Raw genomic sequence first — 18,781 nt, forward strand, 5'->3', positions numbered from 1 at the left:
TTAAGAAATGAGAAGGGATGGATAAAATGAAGGAAATTACAACGGATGAGTTAAAAACGTTACTATTACAAAATGAACCAGTGCATATCGTTGATGTTCGCGAAGATGAAGAAGTCTCTATGGGAATGATTCCAAACGCTAAGCATATCCCTATGAATGAAATTCCCGATCATTTAAAAGAATTCCATCAAAATCAAACTTATTATATTGTTTGTGCAGGTGGTGTACGTAGCGCTAAAGTTGTGGAATATTTAAATGATCATGATATCGAAGCGGTCAATGTCGAAGGCGGAATGCATGCCTTTGGTAATGAAGGACTTGACTATCCACGAATTTAAAGCTTTAAAAAGTAATGTGATTGGGACTTAGCGCCCGTTTAAAATTAAAAAGCCATCCAAATTTATCAGAGGGTAAATTTGGATGGCTATTTTGTTACAACTTAATTCAATAAAATTGAGTCGGTAAAGTTTATAACTTTAGGGTTGTGAATAAATATAGTTATTTTGATTGATTCCTAAGCCGAGACTTCTGAGGCATCTAAAAAGCGAGGCTTTATGGAACAATCTAATACATGAAATTAATTATGTCCCAGCTCCACATTTTTTAACCTTGATAAAATCCAGCAAAATAACCCGCAACATAACCTGTAACTAATGCGCTTGTAATATTATATCCGCCAGTATAACCATGAATATCTAATACTTCCCCACACAAAAAGAGGCCAGGTGTCAGTTTGGATTCCATCGTTGAAGGCGTAATTTCTTTAATTGAAACACCGCCTCCAGTCACAAAAGCTTTTTCAATAGGAAGTGTTCCGTTGACTGGAAAAGTAAAATTTTTAAATAAATGCACAAGTTGATGCAACTGTTGTGCTGTTAAATGGTGTGACGTTGTTTCGAAATCGATTTGGGCTTGTTCAATAATGAAGTTAAGATAACGCTCTTCAATCAGTCCGTGCAAACTATTTTTAATGATTTTATCTGGTTGTTTTTTTAATTGTTGGCGAATCTTATCTTTCAGTTGCTCCTCGTTCACGTCAGGAAAAACGTCTAAATGTATGAGTATTTCTTTTTGGTGTTGTTGTTTTTGCTCATAATAGACAAATTGACTGCAACGTAGTGCTGCGGGTCCACTGATGCCAAAGTGTGTAAACAACATATCCATTTGATGAGTGATGCGTTTTTTTCCGTTTTTCTTCAAAACAGATAATGCAACATTTTTTAAGCTCAGACCCTTAAGTGTTTGCTTTTTGATAAATGGTGAGGAAGAAGTTATCGGGACCTCTGTTGGAAAAAGGTCTGTAATAGTGTGCCCATATTGCTTAGCGAAGCGATACCCGTCCCCAGTTGATCCAGTTTGAGGGACACTCGTTCCTCCCGTCGCAATGATTAAACTATTGCCCACAAACTTTTTATGATTTTGAGTATACACTTCAAATTTTTGTTGATCATTTTTTTGAGTTTTTACCACAGCGGCTTCTTCGATAACTGTAACGTCATGTTGCTTTAATGTTCGGATAAGTGTATTCACCACATCTTCGGCTTTATTACTTACTGGAAACATGCGACCATGGTCTTCTTCTTTTAGAGCTACTCCCCGGGATTCAAAAAAGTCAATGATTGATTCATTATCAAAAATTGAAAAGGGGCTGTATAAAAATTTTCCATTTCCAGGAATGTGCTTAATAATTTCAGCATACGGAAGGCGATTAGTGACATTGCAGCGACCGCCTCCTGATATTTTTAATTTTCGACCAAGACCTTTTTTCTTTTCGAGAAGTAATACGCGTTGACCTTGTTCACTAGCAGAGATTGCAGCCATGAGTCCACTTGGCCCACCACCAATGACAATCGTTTGATAGCACATATAAATATTTCTCCTTCGTTTTGATATTACGATTTTAACATAATAGGAATACGTGTATAATAACCATATTGTGTTATAATTTAATTTTGAAATTAGTAGGTTAGGTAGGTTGAGCTATGAGTGAAAATAAAGAATTAGTCAGAGGGACCTTTCTTCTAACAATTAGTATTCTTATTACCAAAATTTTAGGGATTATCTATATTATCCCGTTCTATAAAATTATTGGGGGCGCCGACAATCTAGCGCCATTTAATTATGCTTATGGTCCTTATAACATTGCAATTGCTGTTGCAACAGCGGGTGTACCTTTAGCTGCCTCTAAGTACGTGGCTAAATATAATGCACTCGGCGCTTATCGCGTGAGTCAGAAACTATATAAATCTAGCTTTATCGTCATGAGTATCACAGGGATACTTGGATTTTTAGTTTTGTATTTTCTTTCACCAACAATTGCCTCCATTACGATTGCGAATAATTCGAATGATGCAGACGGGTGGACGGTAGATCAAATTACATCTATTATTCGCACAATCAGTTTTGTTGTTATTTTTATTCCGTTATTAGCCACTTGGAGAGGGGTCTTCCAGGGATACAAATCCATGGGGCCTACAGCACTCTCTGAAGTCACAGAACAAATTGCGAGAATTTTGTTCATATTAGTAGGGAGCTATATCGTGTTAAACGTGGTGAATGGCTCTGTACTCTTTGCAAATGGTATTGCAACATTTGGTGCTGCTATTGGTGCAATCGCAGGCTTATTAACGCTTTGGTGGTATTGGATTAAACGAAAACCACATATTCAAAAGATGGTCGAATCAGATATGACTGGGATAGACGTCCCTTATAGTAAAATGTACAAAGAAATTATTTCTTACAGTATTCCTTTCGTCATTGTAAGTTTAAATTTCCCATTATTTATTATTGTTGACCAATTAACACACAATAACGCCTTGAGCTTAGTGGGAATTACACCACGATTACAAGACATGTTTTTTACGATGTTGAATATGACTACAAATAAAATTGTGATGATTCCTACATCACTCGCTGCAGGTTTTGCGATTAGTTTAATACCTTATATTACAAAAACATATGAGTCCGGGGATTATTTAGAAATGCATAAGCAAATACGGACATCACTAGGTGTACTCATGTTTATTACAGTACCGGCGAGTCTAGGAATCATGGCGCTTGCTATCCCATTATATACTGTTTTTTATGAGTTCAGTTTTGATGGTAGTCGCTTACTATTCTTTTACGCCCCAGCAGCTATTTTAATCTCGTTATTAAGTGTAACTGCGTCAATGTTACAGGGGATTGATAAACAAAAACTGACAGTATTTATCGTTTTCGGCTCGGTAATTATCAAATTTATTCTCAACACGCCGTTGATTATCCTTTTTCACACTGCAGGCGCCATTTTAAGTACAAGTATTGCATTGCTTTTCGCAATTTTATGTAACCTGATAGTTTTAAAAAAATATGCACGATTTAAATTTGAAGATACCATTTTTGATGTATGCCACATCTTCTTATATGGGTTCATCATGATGATTGTTGTTGAATTGACTTATTTTGTTCTACAATTCTTTATTTCACCATCTACTCAAATAGGTGCCCTTATCATTACAGTGATTTGTGTCATTGTGGGTGGTTTGGTTTATGGTGTATTAACAATGCGCACTAAATTGGCAGACAAATTTTTAGGCGACATCCCAAATAAACTCCGTCGCAAACTGGGGTTGAGATTTTTATAATGAGAATTGATAAGTATTTAGCTGATATGGGCGTCGGGTCTCGTTCAGAGATTAAAACATTACTCAAAAAAGGAGAAGTCACGCTCAATGATCATCGAGTAAAAGCAGCTAAAACACAAATTAATCCGTACGAAGATCGTATCACTGTGAACCAAAAAGTAATAGCCTATGAGCCTTTTGTGTATTTAATGTTAAACAAACCAAAAGGAGTCATCTCAGCCACAAAGGACGACCGACATTCTACACTTATAGATTTAATACATGATTATCAACACCTCGATTTATTTCCTGTAGGTAGATTAGATAAAGATACTGAAGGGTTAATTTTAATTACAAATAATGGAAAGTTTAATCATTTATTAATGAGCCCTCAACATCATGTGTCTAAAACCTATTATGTGGAAACAAAGCATGTTATTGAAGAAAACACGATAAATATTTTTAAAGAAGGCGTTCCCTTAAAAGAAGGAAAATTAAAACCTGCAAGTTTAGAAATAATAGAATCAAATTCAGCTGAAATCACCATTACTGAAGGGAAGTTTCATCAAATTAAACGGATGTTTCATTATGTTAATAATGAAGTCATTTATTTAAAAAGACTCAAGATTGCCGAATTAACTTTAGATGAAACATTGCCACCGGGTGGTTATCGAAAACTAACAGAAGATGACTTCCAACGACTTGGACTCACTAAAAAAGATATAGAATCAGAGTGACAAATAGATGAATATTTCAAAATAGCTATATATTTCCTTTCTTTGAAATGTTTCAGACATCTCTAAGTGGGTATTTATTGGTAAGAATTCAAAGAGGTGATATAAAATGGCTAAATCAGCAAATCTATTGAGAGCCATCATTGGTATTGGTGGCGCAGCATTAGCGGTTGTATTGTCAAACAAACAAAATCGCGATGTATTGAAACAAGAAATTGATAAATATAAACAAGATCCTGATACTTATAAGCAAAATGCACGAGAAAAAGTATCTAATGTGAGTGCATTAGCGACAGAAGAATTAAACAAAGTGAAAGCTGATCCCAAAGCTTACGTGAATGAAGCTAAACAAGATCCAAAAGCATTTTTAAACCAAAAGAAATCACAATTTACTCAAGGTAATGGTTCAGCGCACGAGCAAAGAGAAGCAGCATTTGATGATGAAGGTGGCGGCGATCCATCTAATAATCTACGTGTTGTTACTGAAGAAGAATTAAAAAACAATAAAAATGGTGGAACTAACGAGTAGTATTGAGTTCTACAGTTTAATACAAATTTCTCCCTCCAAAAGTATTTTGGAGGGGTTTTTAATAGGTAATAGTCCTATCTGTTTTTTCAGAAAAATAAAAAATATTTCAAGGGTTCTACTGTTGTTTGAGAACCAAATCATGTAAAATGGATTCATAATATACAAAAGGAAGATGATCAGCATGTGGAGAGAAAAAGTACGTGAATATGAAACGGAAATTGTTGAAGATTTAAAAGGATTACTTGCGATAAAATCAGTACGCGATGATGCAAAAGCCACTGATGAATTACCAGTAGGTCCTGGTCCAAAAGAAGCATTGGACTATATGTATGCTTTAGCCAAACGTGATGGATTTACGACATTTGACACAGATCATATTGCCGGACGTATCGAAGCTGGAAAAGGTGAAGAACTGTTTGGGATTTTAGGTCATGTAGACGTTGTTCCTGCAGGGGATGGTTGGGATACAGATCCTTTTGAGCCGGTGGTTACAGATGACCAAATTATTGCTCGGGGCACATTAGATGATAAAGGACCCACAATTGCAGCTTATTATGCTGTGAAAATTTTAAATGATATGAATGTGGATTGGAAAAAGCGTATACATATCATCATAGGAACGGATGAAGAATCAGACTGGTTATGTACAGATCGATACTTTCAAACTGAAGAGATGCCAACAATTGGTATTGCACCTGATGCAGAGTTTCCACTCATTCACGGAGAAAAGGGAATTACGACATTTGATATTATTCAAAAAAACCGTGTGAATGATGACAATGAACCAGAAGTTGAATTATTATCATTAAAATCAGGTGAGCGATACAATATGGTGCCTGATTTGGCTGAAGCGGATGTACTAGTCAAAGAAAATGTAACTGATTGTATTCAACAGTTTGAAGCATTTTTAAATGAACATCAACTCAAAGGTCACCATGAAGTAGATAGTGGTATATTAAAATTAACAATTGAAGGCAAAGCTGTTCATGGAATGGATCCATCCATTGGCGTTAACGCAGGATTACATTTAATTCATTTCCTAAAAGATTTAAAACTGGATATCAATGCACAAAACTTCGTAAACCTTAGTGAGTCTTATTTATTTGAATCACATTTTGGTGAGAAAATGGGCATGAAATTCCATACTGAAGCAATGGGAAGTTTGACTACGAATTTCGGTATTATAAAATATGATAATAAAAATGGTGGACAGTTCGGAGTTAATTTAAGATATCCTGAAGGCTTTGATTTCGACAAAGCTATAGGTGATTTTACAGAGGAAGTGGGTAAACAAGGCTTTGACATTAAAATTGGTAAGGTTCAAAAGCCACATTTTGTTGATCCTGATGACCCATTTATTAAAAAATTACTGCAAGCATACCGTAATCAAACTGGGGATATGCGTGACTCTTATACTATAGGTGGCGGGACATATGCACGTAACCTAGAAAAAGGTGTTGCATTTGGCGCTATGTTTGAAGATTCCGAGGATTTAATGCATCAAAAAAATGAATACATTACGAAAAAGCAACTCTTTAATGCAACAAGTATTTATTTAGAAGCAATTCACTCGATTTGCGTGGAGGGATAATATGACAAAAGTATTGTTAAACGAATCATTTGTAGAAGAGAAAGACGCGAAAGTCGCATTTAATGACAGAGGATACAATTTTGGTGACGGTATTTACGAATATGTGCGCATATATGATAATAAGCTTTTTACAGCGAAAGAACATTTTGAACGATTATTAAGAAGTGCGAACGAAATAGGCTTAGAGCTTAACCATACCGTAGATTCTCTAACATCTTTAGTACGTGAACTCGCGCAAGTTAACCAGGTGACGAATGGTGGGATTTACATTCAGGTCACACGAGGGGCTGCACCTCGTGATCATGCATTTCCAACTCCTGCAGTTGAACCTGTATTGACAGGTTTTGTAACTTCATACGAAAGACCTTACAAAGAATTAGAAGAAGGTGTTTCTGTTGTGACAACTGAAGATATTCGTTGGTTACGTTGCGATATTAAAAGTTTAAATTTATTAGGAAATGTACTTGCCAAAGAATTTGCGACTAAGTACAATGCTGAAGAAGCCATTCAACACCGCGGCGATATTGTTACTGAAGGGGCTTCAAGTAACGTATATGCAATTAAAGACGGTGCTGTCTACACACATCCAGCAAACAATTATATTTTGAATGGCATTACACGAAAAGTCATCAAATGGGTTTGTGAAGATGAAAATATTCCATTCAAAGAAGAAACATTTACTGTAGATTTCTTAAAGGCCGCAGATGAAGTCATCATTTCTAGTACATCGGCAGAGGTGATGCCTGTTGTTAAAATCGATGGTGAATCTGTTGCAGAAGGTAAAGTAGGAGATTTGACACGAATTTTACAAAAAGGGTTCGAAAAATATATACAGTCACATTCAGCGTAATGTGTTAAAATGATATAAAATAATACGAAGCATTATGATGTTAAAAAATAGAAAAATGTGTCGTTTAGTGTCTCATTTTTGGTTGAAAATCGAACGGTTTAATTATAAAATCGTTTATGAGTGCTAATTTAGAAATTGAACGTATTCGTACGAAATAAATGATATTAATATGGCTCTTGAAATTATTTCTTTCTTGAGCCTTTTCTCTTTGAAAGTGAGGTGAACGTGTTGTGGAGCAGTTCTATCAATTAGGTTGGACGCTCGATTCAGCTGGTGGCGCATCAGGTGAAGCGTATATGGCAGAACAAGATGGTCAAAAATTGTTCTTAAAAAGAAACTCCAATCCTTTTATTGCGGCATTGTCTGCTGAAGGTATTGTGCCCAAGCTTGTTTGGACAAAGCGAATTGAAACAGGTGAAGTAGTTACGGCACAGCATTGGAAAAATGGTCGAGAACTAGAAGCTGATGAGATGAATCAACACCGAGTTGCTCACTTATTAAAAAAAATTCATCAATCACGTCCACTTCTAACCATGTTAAAACGAATGGAAATGGAACCTATCACGCCAGAGATTATGTTGAAAAAAATTAATGCGTCATTGTCCAGTAATGTTTTAACACATCACATTATTCGTCACGCATTAACTTATTTAGAATCCCATGTACCAGAATATGATCCTCGTTTTTATACGGTTGTACATGGTGATGTGAATCATAACAACTGGCTCCTTTCAGACAAAGATGAGCTTTTCTTGGTTGATTGGGAAGGTGCAATGATAGCGGATCCAGCAATAGATATCGGAATGCTACTTTACAACTACGTTCCTAAAAATGAGTGGTCTTCTTGGTTTGAAATATATGAAGTTAAAGAAACAATGAATCTAAAAAAACGAATGAAATGGTACACAGTGATTCAATCTATTGGTATGGTTCAATGGAATGAAGAACATAAGCGATTTAAAGACATGAATACATGGCTCAAATTTTTACATGCTGTGATGAAGAGTAATGTATTTATATAAGGAGACTATGAATCATGAGAATGAGAAACAAGCCTTGGGCTGAATCTTATCTAAGAGAACATGGGGATATTGTGGACTTAGACGGGGTACATCAACAACGTGTTTCGTCTTGGTTTGATAAAGAGCAACCTATTCACATTGAAATTGGTTCAGGTATGGGGAAATATATTACTTCCCTTGCGGCTCTAAACCCTAATATTAATTACGTGGCGATTGAACGTGATAAAAATGTTATGATTCGCGTATTGGATAAGGTCCTAGACCAAAAGTTAAAAAACATAAAATTGCTTTGTAATGATGCAGTCATACTTAATGAATACTTTGCTCCACACGAAGTCAGTCGTCTGTATCTGAATTTCTCGGATCCATGGCCTAAAACGAGACACGCTAAACGTCGCCTCACCAATCACCGTTTTTTAACTATTTATAAACAAATACTTCATCCTGAGGGTGAACTTCATTTTAAAACAGATAATCGAGGCCTATTTGCCTATAGCTTAGAAAGTATGTCTCAATTCGGAATGTACTTTACAAAAATAAATTTAAATCTCCATCAAGAAGATGAAGGAGATAATATCCCAACAGAGTATGAATTTAAATTTGCTGAAAAAGGCTCTAGGATTTATCGCATGGAAGCGAAGTTTCATCAGGATTTTACACACATGATGAACAAAGACTAATTTTACATAATAAAACGTGAGATATTGTAATCAAACACTAGGCTTTGATTCTTGTCTCACTTTTTTAATAAAAAGGGGCGGAAATTATGAAATTAGGCAATTTTGAAATTCAATCCTTAAATGGGGGGACGACCCAAATGGATGGTGGCGCGATATTTGGAGTTGTGCCTAAACCACTATGGGTTAAAAAGTATCCAGTAAATGATCAAAATCAAGTTCCACTCGTCACACACCCTTTATTGATTCAAACAGGTGATAAAAACATTTTAATTGATACTGGGATAGGTCAAGGTAAGCTTACAGATAAACAACTGAGAAATTATGGCGTAACGGAGGAAAGTCAAATCGCTAGGTCTTTGTCTCAACTTGGTTTAACAGTTGAAGATATTGATCTCGTTTTGATGACACATATGCATTTCGATCATGCTACAGGATTAACAGATGAAGAGGGTAGCGCTATATTTCCAAATGCTTGGCACTATATACAACAAGATGAGTGGCATGAATTTATAAGCCCTAATATAAGAAGTAAAGCTACGTATTGGCCTCAAAATAGAGGGACATATGAATCTAAAATGATTTTATTCGAACGAGATATCGAACCGTATCCCGGTATTAAAATGGTTCATACCGGTGGACATAGTTATGGCCATTGTATTATTGAAATTGAAAGTGAAAATGAAAAAGCCGTTCATATGGCAGATATTCTATCAACGAGCGCACACATCAACCCACTTTGGGTGACGGCCTATGACGACTATCCAATGCAATCGATTCGAGAAAAAGAACGTTTAACGCGGAAATACGCATCTGAAGGCCGTTGGATTTTGTTTTATCATGATGTCACAAATTTGGCAATTCAACTTACGGAAGATGGAAAGAAAATTCAAACTCAAATAAAAAGAGATGTAAATGGGGATAGCGATAAATAAGCGTGAGTGGAATTTAACAAGGGCTAAAATTAGGACTAAAAAAGGTGTCAGTTTTGTAACATTTTGTTTAAACATCTAAAATGTTGCAATCTAAACTGCCACCTTTTTTACTTTTCGGGATGAAGATTAACATTATTCATTATTAATCTCCCCGGTTATAGGACTACTTGTCTTCGATATCTAATATTTCGCCTGTTTTCGAATCGGCATAAAATGTATATTGATGAATGACATCATTTCGTTTCGTTGTGATGCCACCTTTGTAAGCTTTATAATCAACGCCATTTTTATGGTAAAACACGGGTTCATACAATATAAATGACCCTGTAACATTATGAAAATACTTTTTGACTTTTTCTAGAACTGTATTCGGGGGTTTAATTTTGTCATTTTCATTACGAATAACATAGAAATAACTCCCCGCCATTAATGTTCCAATTGCAAAAGGAATCATGAGGGGCCAATTTTTTTTCGTAAACATAGCTTTCGCCTCCTTAAAAGACTTAGCTACAGTTTATCATATTTTAAGTGGTATACTGTAATAAATGAGATAAATAAAAGGAGTGAATCAAGTGAACGATATCACTTTTAATCGGATTAAAACTTTAACTGAATTGCATGGTGCTCCTAATTTCGAGGCGCCAGTGCGTCACTTTTTAAAAGAACAGATGTCGCCTTACGTAGACGCGTTTGTCTACGATCGTATGGGTGGTATTTATGGTGTGAAAAAAAGTAAAAAAGCAAATGCACCTCGAGTCATGATAGCTGCGCATATGGATGAAATTGGATTTATGGTTACAGAGGTTACGCAAGAAGGATTCATCAAATTTACCGCGCTTGGTGGTGTAGCGAATGATATTTGGCAAGGGCAACGATTAAAAATTCGTACCTCTACAGATGAAGAAATTATAGGGGTGGTTGCTAATATTCCTAAGCATTTTCGAACAGGCCAAGAAGGCGCACCTAAAATAGAAGATTTATTGTTAGATATTGGTGCTGAAAATAAGCAAGAAGTATTTCAACGAGAGATAGCTATTGGTGATCCAATCGTTCCACATACAGAACTTATTCAATTGTCTGAACACCGTTTTGCAGGGAAAGCATGGGACAACCGCTACGGATGTGTTATTGCCTTAGAAATTTTAGAAGCGCTCAATGACATAGACCTAGAGGTGGATTTGTATGTAGGTGCAAATGTTCAGGAAGAAGTAGGATTGAGAGGGGCAGAGGCCGCTACACATTTAATACAACCAGATTTAGCCTTTGTGGTTGATTGCTCTCCAGCCAATGATATGAAGGGGCAATCAGGTCTCTCTGGTCAATTAGGGCAAGGCGCATTGTTACGAATTAAAGATGGGACAATGCTATTAAAACCGAACTTTAAAGCCTTTTTAATGGATTTGGCCACTCAACATCATATAAAATATCAATATTATATCTCACCAGGTGGAACAGATGGTGGGGTCATCCATAAGTCATTAACGGGGGTTCCAACCGCTGTTATAGGTGTTTGTGCAAGATATATTCACAGCACAGACGCTGTATTTGATATCCGAGACTATCATCAAGCGAAACAATGGTTATTACATGCGATTCGTAGCCTAAATGAAAAACAAATTCAACAATTACAATACGAACAATAAAGGAGGATTTATAATGAAATCCATTCAAAATGTAGAGGAGTATCAAAATTTAACTCAATCCAAATCAGTTTTTATGTTTACCGCAGGATGGTGTCCTGATTGTCGTTTTATTGAACCTGATTTACTAAAGTTGGAAGAAAAATATCCTAATTTTAATTTTGCATCTGTTGACCGTGATGCTTTTATGGATTTAGCAATTGATGAAGGGGTCATGGGCATTCCAAGTTTTATTGTGTATGATGGTGGTGAACGTGTGGGAGACTACATCGGCAAAGAAAGAAAATCAATTGAACAAATCGATCAATTTCTAGCACAATTTTAATGATATTTTCACCTTTAGGACATGGTTTTTCTCTAGTCCTAGAGGTGTTTTTATTGTAAACTAATGTAAGGCATGTATTTAGGAGTGAAAATATGAATGTCTTTAAAATGAGAGATACATTGAAATCACGTTTAACACATTTAGAAGTACAATATCAATTTAATCGTGACCAAGAATCATTACGAATTTATCGAACAGACAATCAAAAAGGAGTCACAGTAAAGCTGTCTCCCATTGTAGCTAAATACAATAAAGGGCAAAAAAATATCATTGATGAAATTGTTTACTATGTTGAAGAAACAATTCATCAAATGCAAGATGAAGCCCATAAGATTTTAAATGAAAAACGTATTATGCCTGTCATTCGTGCAACAAGTTTCCCAACTCAAACTAAAGAGGGAAACGATTTTGTTACAGAAAAACATACAGCTGAGACAAGAATTTATTATGCACTAGACTTAGGAAAGTCTTATCGTTTGATTGATGAGTCTTTATTAAAAGATTTAAATTTAACAGAGCAACAAATCAAAGAAATGGCTTTATTTAATGTGCGAAAATTAGATAACCCATATAAAACTGATGAAGTTAAAGGTAATATTTTTTATTTTATTAATACTAATGATGGTTATGATGCAAGTCGAGTATTAAATGCCTCATTACTCAGTTCATTTGAAGATAAAATTGAGGGTGAAATGCTAATTGCACTCCCTCACCAAGATGTGTTGATTATTGCGGATATTAGAAATAAAACAGGTTATGACATTATGGCACATATGACTATGGAGTTTTTTACAAATGGGTTAGTGCCAATTACCTCATTGTCATTAGGCTATGAAAAAGGACGTTTTGAACCTATTTTTATATTAGGTAAAAATAACAAATCTAAATTAAATGCATCTCCAAATGTGGTTCAACATTTAGGTGCCTCTAAAGATAACAAAAATAAGGAGTAGATGTACGAATGAATTTATTTTATAATCCGACTGGTGTAGGCAATGTCGCATTCCTACAAATTGAAACAGTTGATGGACCGTTTGAATATGAACAATTTGGTGATATTATTGCCATTAAAAAAGATTCACAAATTGTAGGGTTTAATATATTCAACGCAAAAGAACATTTAAATTTAGAAGGACAAGGTCATATTAAGTTTAAAGAGGAGCATGCCACTGCAATTCAAAAATTAATCGATGACTCTAATTTGGATTATAAACTTGATGCTGATTTTTCACCAAAATTCGTTGTAGGATACGTCCAACAAAAAGAAAAACATCCAGATGCAGATAAATTGAGTGTTTGTCAAATTGATGTTGGAGATGAAACATTACAAATTGTTTGTGGCGCACCTAACATTGAACAAGGGCAAAAAGTGGTCGTTGCCAAAGTTGGAGCAGTGATGCCTAGTGGCATGTTAATTAAAGATGCAGAATTAAGGGGTGTCGCTTCTAGTGGTATGGTGTGTTCAATGAAAGAGTTGAATTTGCCAAATGCGCCACAAGAAAAAGGAATTATGGTATTGGATGACCATTATACTGTTGGACAATCATTTTTTAATGAATAAAGGAGGGCGTATTTATGAGCTGGTTTGATAAATTATTTGGTGAAGACGAGCCATCAGACCAAACATCTTTTAATAAAAAACGCTCGACAGTTAGAAAATCTGAAAATCGTAGTTTAATTCCACAGTCGAATGATATCTATCAACGGCCGAAAGGGAAATTTAGATTTCCGATTGCGATGGATGGGCAATCTGATTTTTTTCAACAAACAGAAAGGTCCGAGCAAAAACAACATAGACATGCGACCCGACCACATTCCGGTTTACAAGTAGATCGTAAAACACGACGTCATCGAGGTCAACGTTCAAATAGTACACCTTATTCTTCACAGCAAGAACGAGAGGTAAAAGAGAAAAATACTACAAATTATCAAAGAAATAAAGCGATGCGTACTTCTTTATCACATCAAGATCATACGAGACGTCGTGAAACAAACTCAAACGTACATAATTCTTATAAAAATAAGTATCAATCACAAGAATCTGGCTATCATCATTCACAGAATGCAACATCCCCTCATAGTAAGACATTTTTACATCAGGAGTTTAAGGCGAGTGAAGTGCCTTCAGCAATTTTTGGGACGCAAGAACGCAAGACCATACAAAACAGTGGTTTAAGTCAACCCCCAGGTGCACGCTCAAAACAAGCGCAACAGCCGTCTAATAATAGAACATCTTCACAAGTCAAAATACCATCGCATTCTAAACGTGATAACACGGTTAATATTGAAAACATTTATGCTTCACAGATTGTTGATGAAATTCGTAAAGAACGAGAAAAGAAAGTGCTTCAAAAGAAACGCTTTAAAGAAGCTTTACAACATAAAAAAACCTCACATCATACAGAGGAGCAATCTAGTATACAAAAAGCGATTGATGAAATGTACGCATCGCAAGCGCGCCATTTATTAGGTGATGATTATCATAGTGCTTATGAAGAAAAGGAACATGATGACTTAGTAGCAACTGCGCAGGATAAGGATTCTCATGCGAACCTTACTGAAAATCAAACGCCTCATGATGCGTCAATCGAATACGAAGAAATCGACTTAAATCAAATTGATGCATCATCACACATATCCGAGAAGGACATCAATGAGAATGAAGAGCACATAGCGCAAGAAGACAATCTAAGTGATGAGATAACATCAAATAACACTTCTCAAGCACCTGGCCAAGATTTGACTGTGAAAGCGATCAATAATGACAAGCCTCATCAACAATCAGAAGAATTATACGATTTTGATGAAAATGAGGATACAAATGATCAAAACGAGAACGAATTAATGGATAAACCTCAAAATCATAGTGAACCGCCTCAGTTAGCTCAACACGAGGTTGCACCAATGACAAGTCAAACAGAGACGCTTCAACCCGATTCATTACAACATAGTGATGATGTAGAGGAAGACACACAACGCCTTGATACACATTATGATGAACATGATGAAAGGGTTGCGGAGACATCTGCTACAGTCGATGTTCCTCAACTAACACCAACAGAAGCGGTTGAGGACAATGAAAAGGATATAAATCAAAGCTCTAAAAAAGATTTACAAGAACGATTTGACGATGAAGATATCTCTGAATCGAAGGAAGTCAAAATTTCTGAGCCACCTTTAAAACCGCACTTACACGAGACGGATAAAACAAATGAACATGAAGCGAAAAGATCTATTCGTAAAGGAAGTAAACCTTTTAATGTGGTGATGACACCTTCGGATAAAAAGAGAATGATGGAACGCCAAAAGACGTCTACAATCATGAATGAACAACAACGTACATCGCCATCTTCAACGCCCAATACACAAGTGACGAACGATAATACACATCAACCTAGGGAAACTACTTTTAAAACAGAGCAAAATAATCATCAAGAACAGCTTCCCTCATCAAAAGATGTAGCTGAAGATGCTGATTCAACTAAGAAAATACGACGCGGTCCTGTATTGCATCTACCAAGTATCGAATTGTTAGATCAACCAGAAGTCCAAGAAAGTGATAACGCATGGATAGAAGATAAAAAACAACAATTAAATGATGCTTTTTATTATTTTAATGTACCCGCAGAAGTTGTTAATGTTATCGAAGGTCCAAGCGTAACGAGATTCGAATTATCCGTTGAAAGAGGCGTTAAGGTCTCACGTATTACCGCATTACAAGATGATATTAAAATGGCTTTGGCAGCGAAAGATATTCGGATTGAGGCACCTATTCCTGGGACAAGTCTAGTTGGAATTGAAGTTCCAAATCAACATCCAACAAAAGTTAATTTGCGTTCGATTCTTGAAACAGAGGCGTTTAAAAATGCAGAATCTAAATTAACGGTCGCAATGGGGAATCGAATCAATAATGAACCATTATTAATGGATATTGCCAAAACACCACATGCGCTTATTGCAGGAGCTACAGGCTCAGGTAAATCAGTTTCTATAAATAGTATTTTATTATCCTTACTGTATCGCAATCATCCAGAGGAATTAAAATTATTATTAATCGACCCGAAAATGGTAGAACTCGCACCATATAACGATTTACCACATCTCGTGGCACCTGTCATTACAGATGTAAAGGCAGCAACTCAGAGTTTAAAATGGGCTGTAGAAGAAATGGAACGTCGATATAAGTTATTCGCACAAACTCATGTGAGAAATATCACGGCGTTCAATAAAAAAGTCAATTATGACCAACGTATGCCCAAAATTGTGATTGTGATTGATGAATTGGCTGATTTAATGATGATGGCACCTCAAGAAGTTGAGCAATCTATTGCAAGAATTGCGCAAAAGGCGAGAGCGTGTGGTATACATATGCTCGTTGCAACTCAAAGACCATCTGTCAACGTCATTACTGGTTTAATTAAAGCAAATATTCCAACAAGAATTGCATTTATGGTATCATCGAGTGTGGATTCTAGAACAATACTAGATAGCGGTGGTGCCGAAAGATTACTCGGATATGGTGATATGCTTTACCTTGGTGGTGGCATGAATAAACCAATTCGTGTACAAGGCACTTTTGTTTCAGATGAGGAAATTGATGAAGTTGTAGATTATATTAAATCACAAAGAGAACCTGAATATTTATTTCAAGAGAAAGAGCTCCTAAAGAAAACAGAAGAACCAGCAAAAGATGAATTATTCAATGAAGTTTGTGAATTTATGGTAAAAGAGAGACATATCTCTACCTCTCTTATTCAGAGACATTTTCAAATAGGCTATAATCGTGCAGCTAGAATTATTGATCAATTAGAACAATTGGGCTATGTTTCCGGCGCAAATGGTTCAAAACCTAGAGATGTCTATCTCACTGAGGCAGACTTACACGACTCATAAATAAAGAAAGGGGCATATCATCATGACCAAATACCATTTTGTCGGTATCAAAGGAGCAGGAATGAGTTCTCTTGCTCAAATTATTCATGATTTAGGATATGATGTTCAAGGTTCAGATATTGAACAATATGTATTTACTGAAATTGCATTGAAAAATAAAGGCATAAAAATCTTACCTTTTAGTGCAGATAATATTACTGAAGGGTTAACAGTCATCGTAGGAAATGCTTTTAAAGATACGCATGAAGAAGTTAAAAAAGCGAATGAATTAAACTTAAAAGTGATTCGTTATCATGATTTCTTAGGAGAAGTCATCAACCAATATACCTCTGTAGCGGTGACAGGGGCACACGGCAAAACATCAACAACGGGATTATTATCTCATGTAATGAACGGTGACAAAAAAACATCATTTTTAATCGGAGACGGTACAGGAATGGGGTTACCGCAAAGTGAATATTTTGCATTTGAAGCTTGCGAATATCGTCGCCATTTCTTAAGCTATGCTCCTGATTATGCAATTATTACAAATATTGATTTTGATCATCCAGATTATTTTGCCGATATAGATGATGTTGTCAATGCCTTCCAAGGCATGGCAAGTAATGTTAAGAAAGCCATTATCGCATGGGGAGACGACCCACATATTAAGGACATTAAAGTTGATGTTCCTGTTTATTATTATGGTTTTGATTCTTCAATGGATATTTATGCGGATAACATTGAAATCACGGATAAAGGTACTGCTTTTGATGTCTATATTAGAGGAGAGTTCTATGATCACTTTATTACTCCACAATATGGCAACCATAATATTCTAAATGCATTAGCGGTCCTTGCTATTGCTTATATGGAAAAATTAGATACGCAAAATATTAAAGATGCGCTCATTACTTTTGGTGGTGTTAAACGTCGCTTTAATGAGATTTTTACTAAAAATCAAGTATTAGTTGATGATTATGCACACCATCCAAGAGAAATAAGTGCTACAATTGAGACAGCTAGAAAAAAATATCCAAACAAAGAAGTTGTGGCGATTTTTCAACCCCACACATTCTCTAGAACAAAAGCATTTTTACAAGAATTTGCTGATGTACTTAATCAAGCAGATTCAGTATATCTATGTGATATTTTCGGTTCTATTCGAGAAAATACGGGTGAATTGACAATTAATGACCTTCTTGAACTTGTTGAGAATGGACGCTTAATTTCAGAATCATCCGTTGAAATGCTCGAAAAACATGATAATGCTGTTATACTATTTATGGGTGCTGGTGACATTCAGAAAGTATTAAAAGCTTATTTAGAAAAAATCGGCGTAGAACATAGTTTTTGATGTTTGAGCACTGGGAGTTTGGGTATCTATATAAAATAAATAGCATATTTTAAAAGTCAATAGGAGGCGTTTACGAATGGAATGGATTTTACCACTCGCAGGAATTATTGCTGCCATCGCATTCTTAATCTTATGTATTGGAATCGTTGTAGTGTTAGTTTCTGTAAAGAAAAACTTGGATCATGTTGCTAAAACACTTGATGGTGTGGAAGGACAAATTCAAGGTATTACACGCGAATCTACGGATTTACTTCATAAAGCTAATCGCTTAACTGAAGATATCCAAGATAAATCAAATCGTTTAAACTCTGTAGTTGATGCTGTTAAAGGCGTTGGCGAATCAGTTCAAACATTAAATGGTTCGGTTGATCGTGTAACGCACTCAATTACGAATAACATTTCACAAAATGAAGACAAGATTTCTCAAGTTGTTCAATGGTCAAATGTTGCGATGGAAATTGCTGATAAATGGCAAAACCGTCAAAGTCGTAGAAACAGTGCAACTTACAAAACGAATAATGTGTCATCTGATGCACATCGTGGTTCAAATTCAAATTCATCTATTTCTAACAAAGAGTTAGTAAATAATGAATATGAAAATAAAGATCTTCAAGATTTTAATACGAACCCAGAATCAGTTAACACAA

17 protein-coding genes and 1 pseudogene are annotated in these 18,781 nt (G+C 35.6%); 16 read left to right on the forward strand and 2 right to left on the reverse strand.

Annotation, left to right across the window (positions count from 1 at the left end):
* Positions 1 to 26 precede the first annotated feature (26 nt).
* Positions 27 to 338 carry a rhodanese-like domain-containing protein gene (locus tag PYW36_RS04820; RefSeq protein WP_103159185.1) on the forward strand — a complete coding sequence of 104 codons (312 nt, stop codon included), beginning with the start codon at positions 27 to 29 and terminating at the stop codon, positions 336 to 338.
* Between the two features lie 265 nt (positions 339 to 603).
* On the opposite strand, the gene PYW36_RS04825 is transcribed toward PYW36_RS04820, so the two are convergent.
* Positions 604 to 1,866, reverse strand: a complete 1,263-nt coding sequence (locus PYW36_RS04825) for a BaiN/RdsA family NAD(P)/FAD-dependent oxidoreductase (protein WP_103159184.1) — start codon at positions 1,864 to 1,866, stop codon at positions 604 to 606.
* A 116-nt stretch (positions 1,867 to 1,982) separates the two neighbouring features.
* Here PYW36_RS04825 and PYW36_RS04830 point away from each other — a divergent pair, with 116 nt between their 5' ends.
* The 8 genes from PYW36_RS04830 to PYW36_RS04865 all read left to right on the forward strand — a co-directional run bounded on the left by PYW36_RS04830 (position 1,983) and on the right by PYW36_RS04865 (position 9,940).
* The gene (locus PYW36_RS04830) at positions 1,983 to 3,623 is read left to right on the forward strand and encodes a putative polysaccharide biosynthesis protein (RefSeq protein WP_037574447.1); all 1,641 of its coding nucleotides are present in this window, start codon (positions 1,983 to 1,985) and stop codon (positions 3,621 to 3,623) included.
* Positions 3,623 to 4,339 (forward strand): pseudouridine synthase, encoded by a 717-nt coding sequence (locus tag PYW36_RS04835; RefSeq protein WP_037574445.1) that lies wholly within the window; start codon positions 3,623 to 3,625, stop codon positions 4,337 to 4,339. The genes PYW36_RS04830 and PYW36_RS04835 overlap by 1 nt, the downstream gene beginning before the upstream one ends.
* Positions 4,340 to 4,445: 106 nt before the next feature.
* A complete protein-coding gene (locus PYW36_RS04840; protein ID WP_037574442.1) occupies positions 4,446 to 4,865 on the forward strand; it encodes a hypothetical protein in 420 nt (139 codons plus the stop codon).
* Between the two features lie 181 nt (positions 4,866 to 5,046).
* On the forward strand, positions 5,047 to 6,456 hold the full coding sequence (gene pepV / locus PYW36_RS04845) for a dipeptidase PepV (RefSeq protein ID WP_103159183.1): 1,410 nt from the start codon (positions 5,047 to 5,049) through the stop codon (positions 6,454 to 6,456).
* 1 nt (position 6,457) lies between these two features.
* Positions 6,458 to 7,306 (forward strand): D-amino-acid transaminase, encoded by an 849-nt coding sequence (gene dat, locus PYW36_RS04850; protein ID WP_037574439.1) that lies wholly within the window; start codon positions 6,458 to 6,460, stop codon positions 7,304 to 7,306.
* A gap of 230 nt (positions 7,307 to 7,536) precedes the next feature.
* On the forward strand, positions 7,537 to 8,328 hold the full coding sequence (locus PYW36_RS04855; RefSeq protein WP_037574436.1) for a phosphotransferase family protein: 792 nt from the start codon (positions 7,537 to 7,539) through the stop codon (positions 8,326 to 8,328).
* 14 nt (positions 8,329 to 8,342) lie between these two features.
* A complete protein-coding gene (gene trmB / locus PYW36_RS04860) occupies positions 8,343 to 9,008 on the forward strand; it encodes a tRNA (guanosine(46)-N7)-methyltransferase TrmB (RefSeq protein WP_037574434.1) in 666 nt (221 codons plus the stop codon).
* Between the two features lie 86 nt (positions 9,009 to 9,094).
* Entirely contained in the window at positions 9,095 to 9,940 is an 846-nt protein-coding gene (locus PYW36_RS04865; RefSeq protein ID WP_037574431.1) for a YtnP family quorum-quenching lactonase, read from the forward strand.
* A gap of 163 nt (positions 9,941 to 10,103) precedes the next feature.
* Here the strand turns inward: PYW36_RS04865 and PYW36_RS04870 are convergent, their stop codons facing one another.
* Positions 10,104 to 10,421 carry a hypothetical protein gene (locus PYW36_RS04870; RefSeq protein WP_103159182.1) on the reverse strand — a complete coding sequence of 106 codons (318 nt, stop codon included), beginning with the start codon at positions 10,419 to 10,421 and terminating at the stop codon, positions 10,104 to 10,106.
* Positions 10,422 to 10,503: 82 nt separating this feature from the next.
* Here PYW36_RS04870 and PYW36_RS04875 point away from each other — a divergent pair, with 82 nt between their 5' ends.
* The 7 genes and pseudogenes from PYW36_RS04875 to PYW36_RS04905 all read left to right on the forward strand — a co-directional run.
* Positions 10,504 to 11,583 carry a M42 family metallopeptidase gene (locus PYW36_RS04875; protein WP_103159181.1) on the forward strand — a complete coding sequence of 360 codons (1,080 nt, stop codon included), beginning with the start codon at positions 10,504 to 10,506 and terminating at the stop codon, positions 11,581 to 11,583.
* A gap of 13 nt (positions 11,584 to 11,596) precedes the next feature.
* On the forward strand, positions 11,597 to 11,905 hold the full coding sequence (locus tag PYW36_RS04880) for a thioredoxin family protein (protein ID WP_103159180.1): 309 nt from the start codon (positions 11,597 to 11,599) through the stop codon (positions 11,903 to 11,905).
* A 92-nt stretch (positions 11,906 to 11,997) separates the two neighbouring features.
* Complete coding sequence (locus PYW36_RS04885) at positions 11,998 to 12,858, forward strand: DUF1444 domain-containing protein (protein ID WP_103159179.1); 861 nt, start codon at positions 11,998 to 12,000, stop codon at positions 12,856 to 12,858.
* Between the two features lie 8 nt (positions 12,859 to 12,866).
* A complete protein-coding gene (ytpR, locus tag PYW36_RS04890) occupies positions 12,867 to 13,466 on the forward strand; it encodes a YtpR family tRNA-binding protein (protein WP_037574419.1) in 600 nt (199 codons plus the stop codon).
* Positions 13,467 to 13,480: 14 nt separating this feature from the next.
* Entirely contained in the window at positions 13,481 to 16,798 is a 3,318-nt protein-coding gene (locus PYW36_RS04895) for a DNA translocase FtsK (protein WP_103159178.1), read from the forward strand.
* Positions 16,799 to 16,820: 22 nt separating this feature from the next.
* Positions 16,821 to 18,134 (forward strand): UDP-N-acetylmuramate--L-alanine ligase, encoded by a 1,314-nt coding sequence (murC, locus tag PYW36_RS04900; RefSeq protein ID WP_103159177.1) that lies wholly within the window; start codon positions 16,821 to 16,823, stop codon positions 18,132 to 18,134.
* A 76-nt stretch (positions 18,135 to 18,210) separates the two neighbouring features.
* A pseudogene (locus tag PYW36_RS04905) lies at positions 18,211 to 18,687 on the forward strand (DUF948 domain-containing protein); the annotation flags it as partial.
* Positions 18,688 to 18,781 lie beyond the last annotated feature (94 nt).

The organism is Staphylococcus chromogenes, from assembly GCF_029024625.1.
In the GTDB taxonomy this organism is placed as follows: domain Bacteria; phylum Bacillota; class Bacilli; order Staphylococcales; family Staphylococcaceae; genus Staphylococcus; species Staphylococcus chromogenes.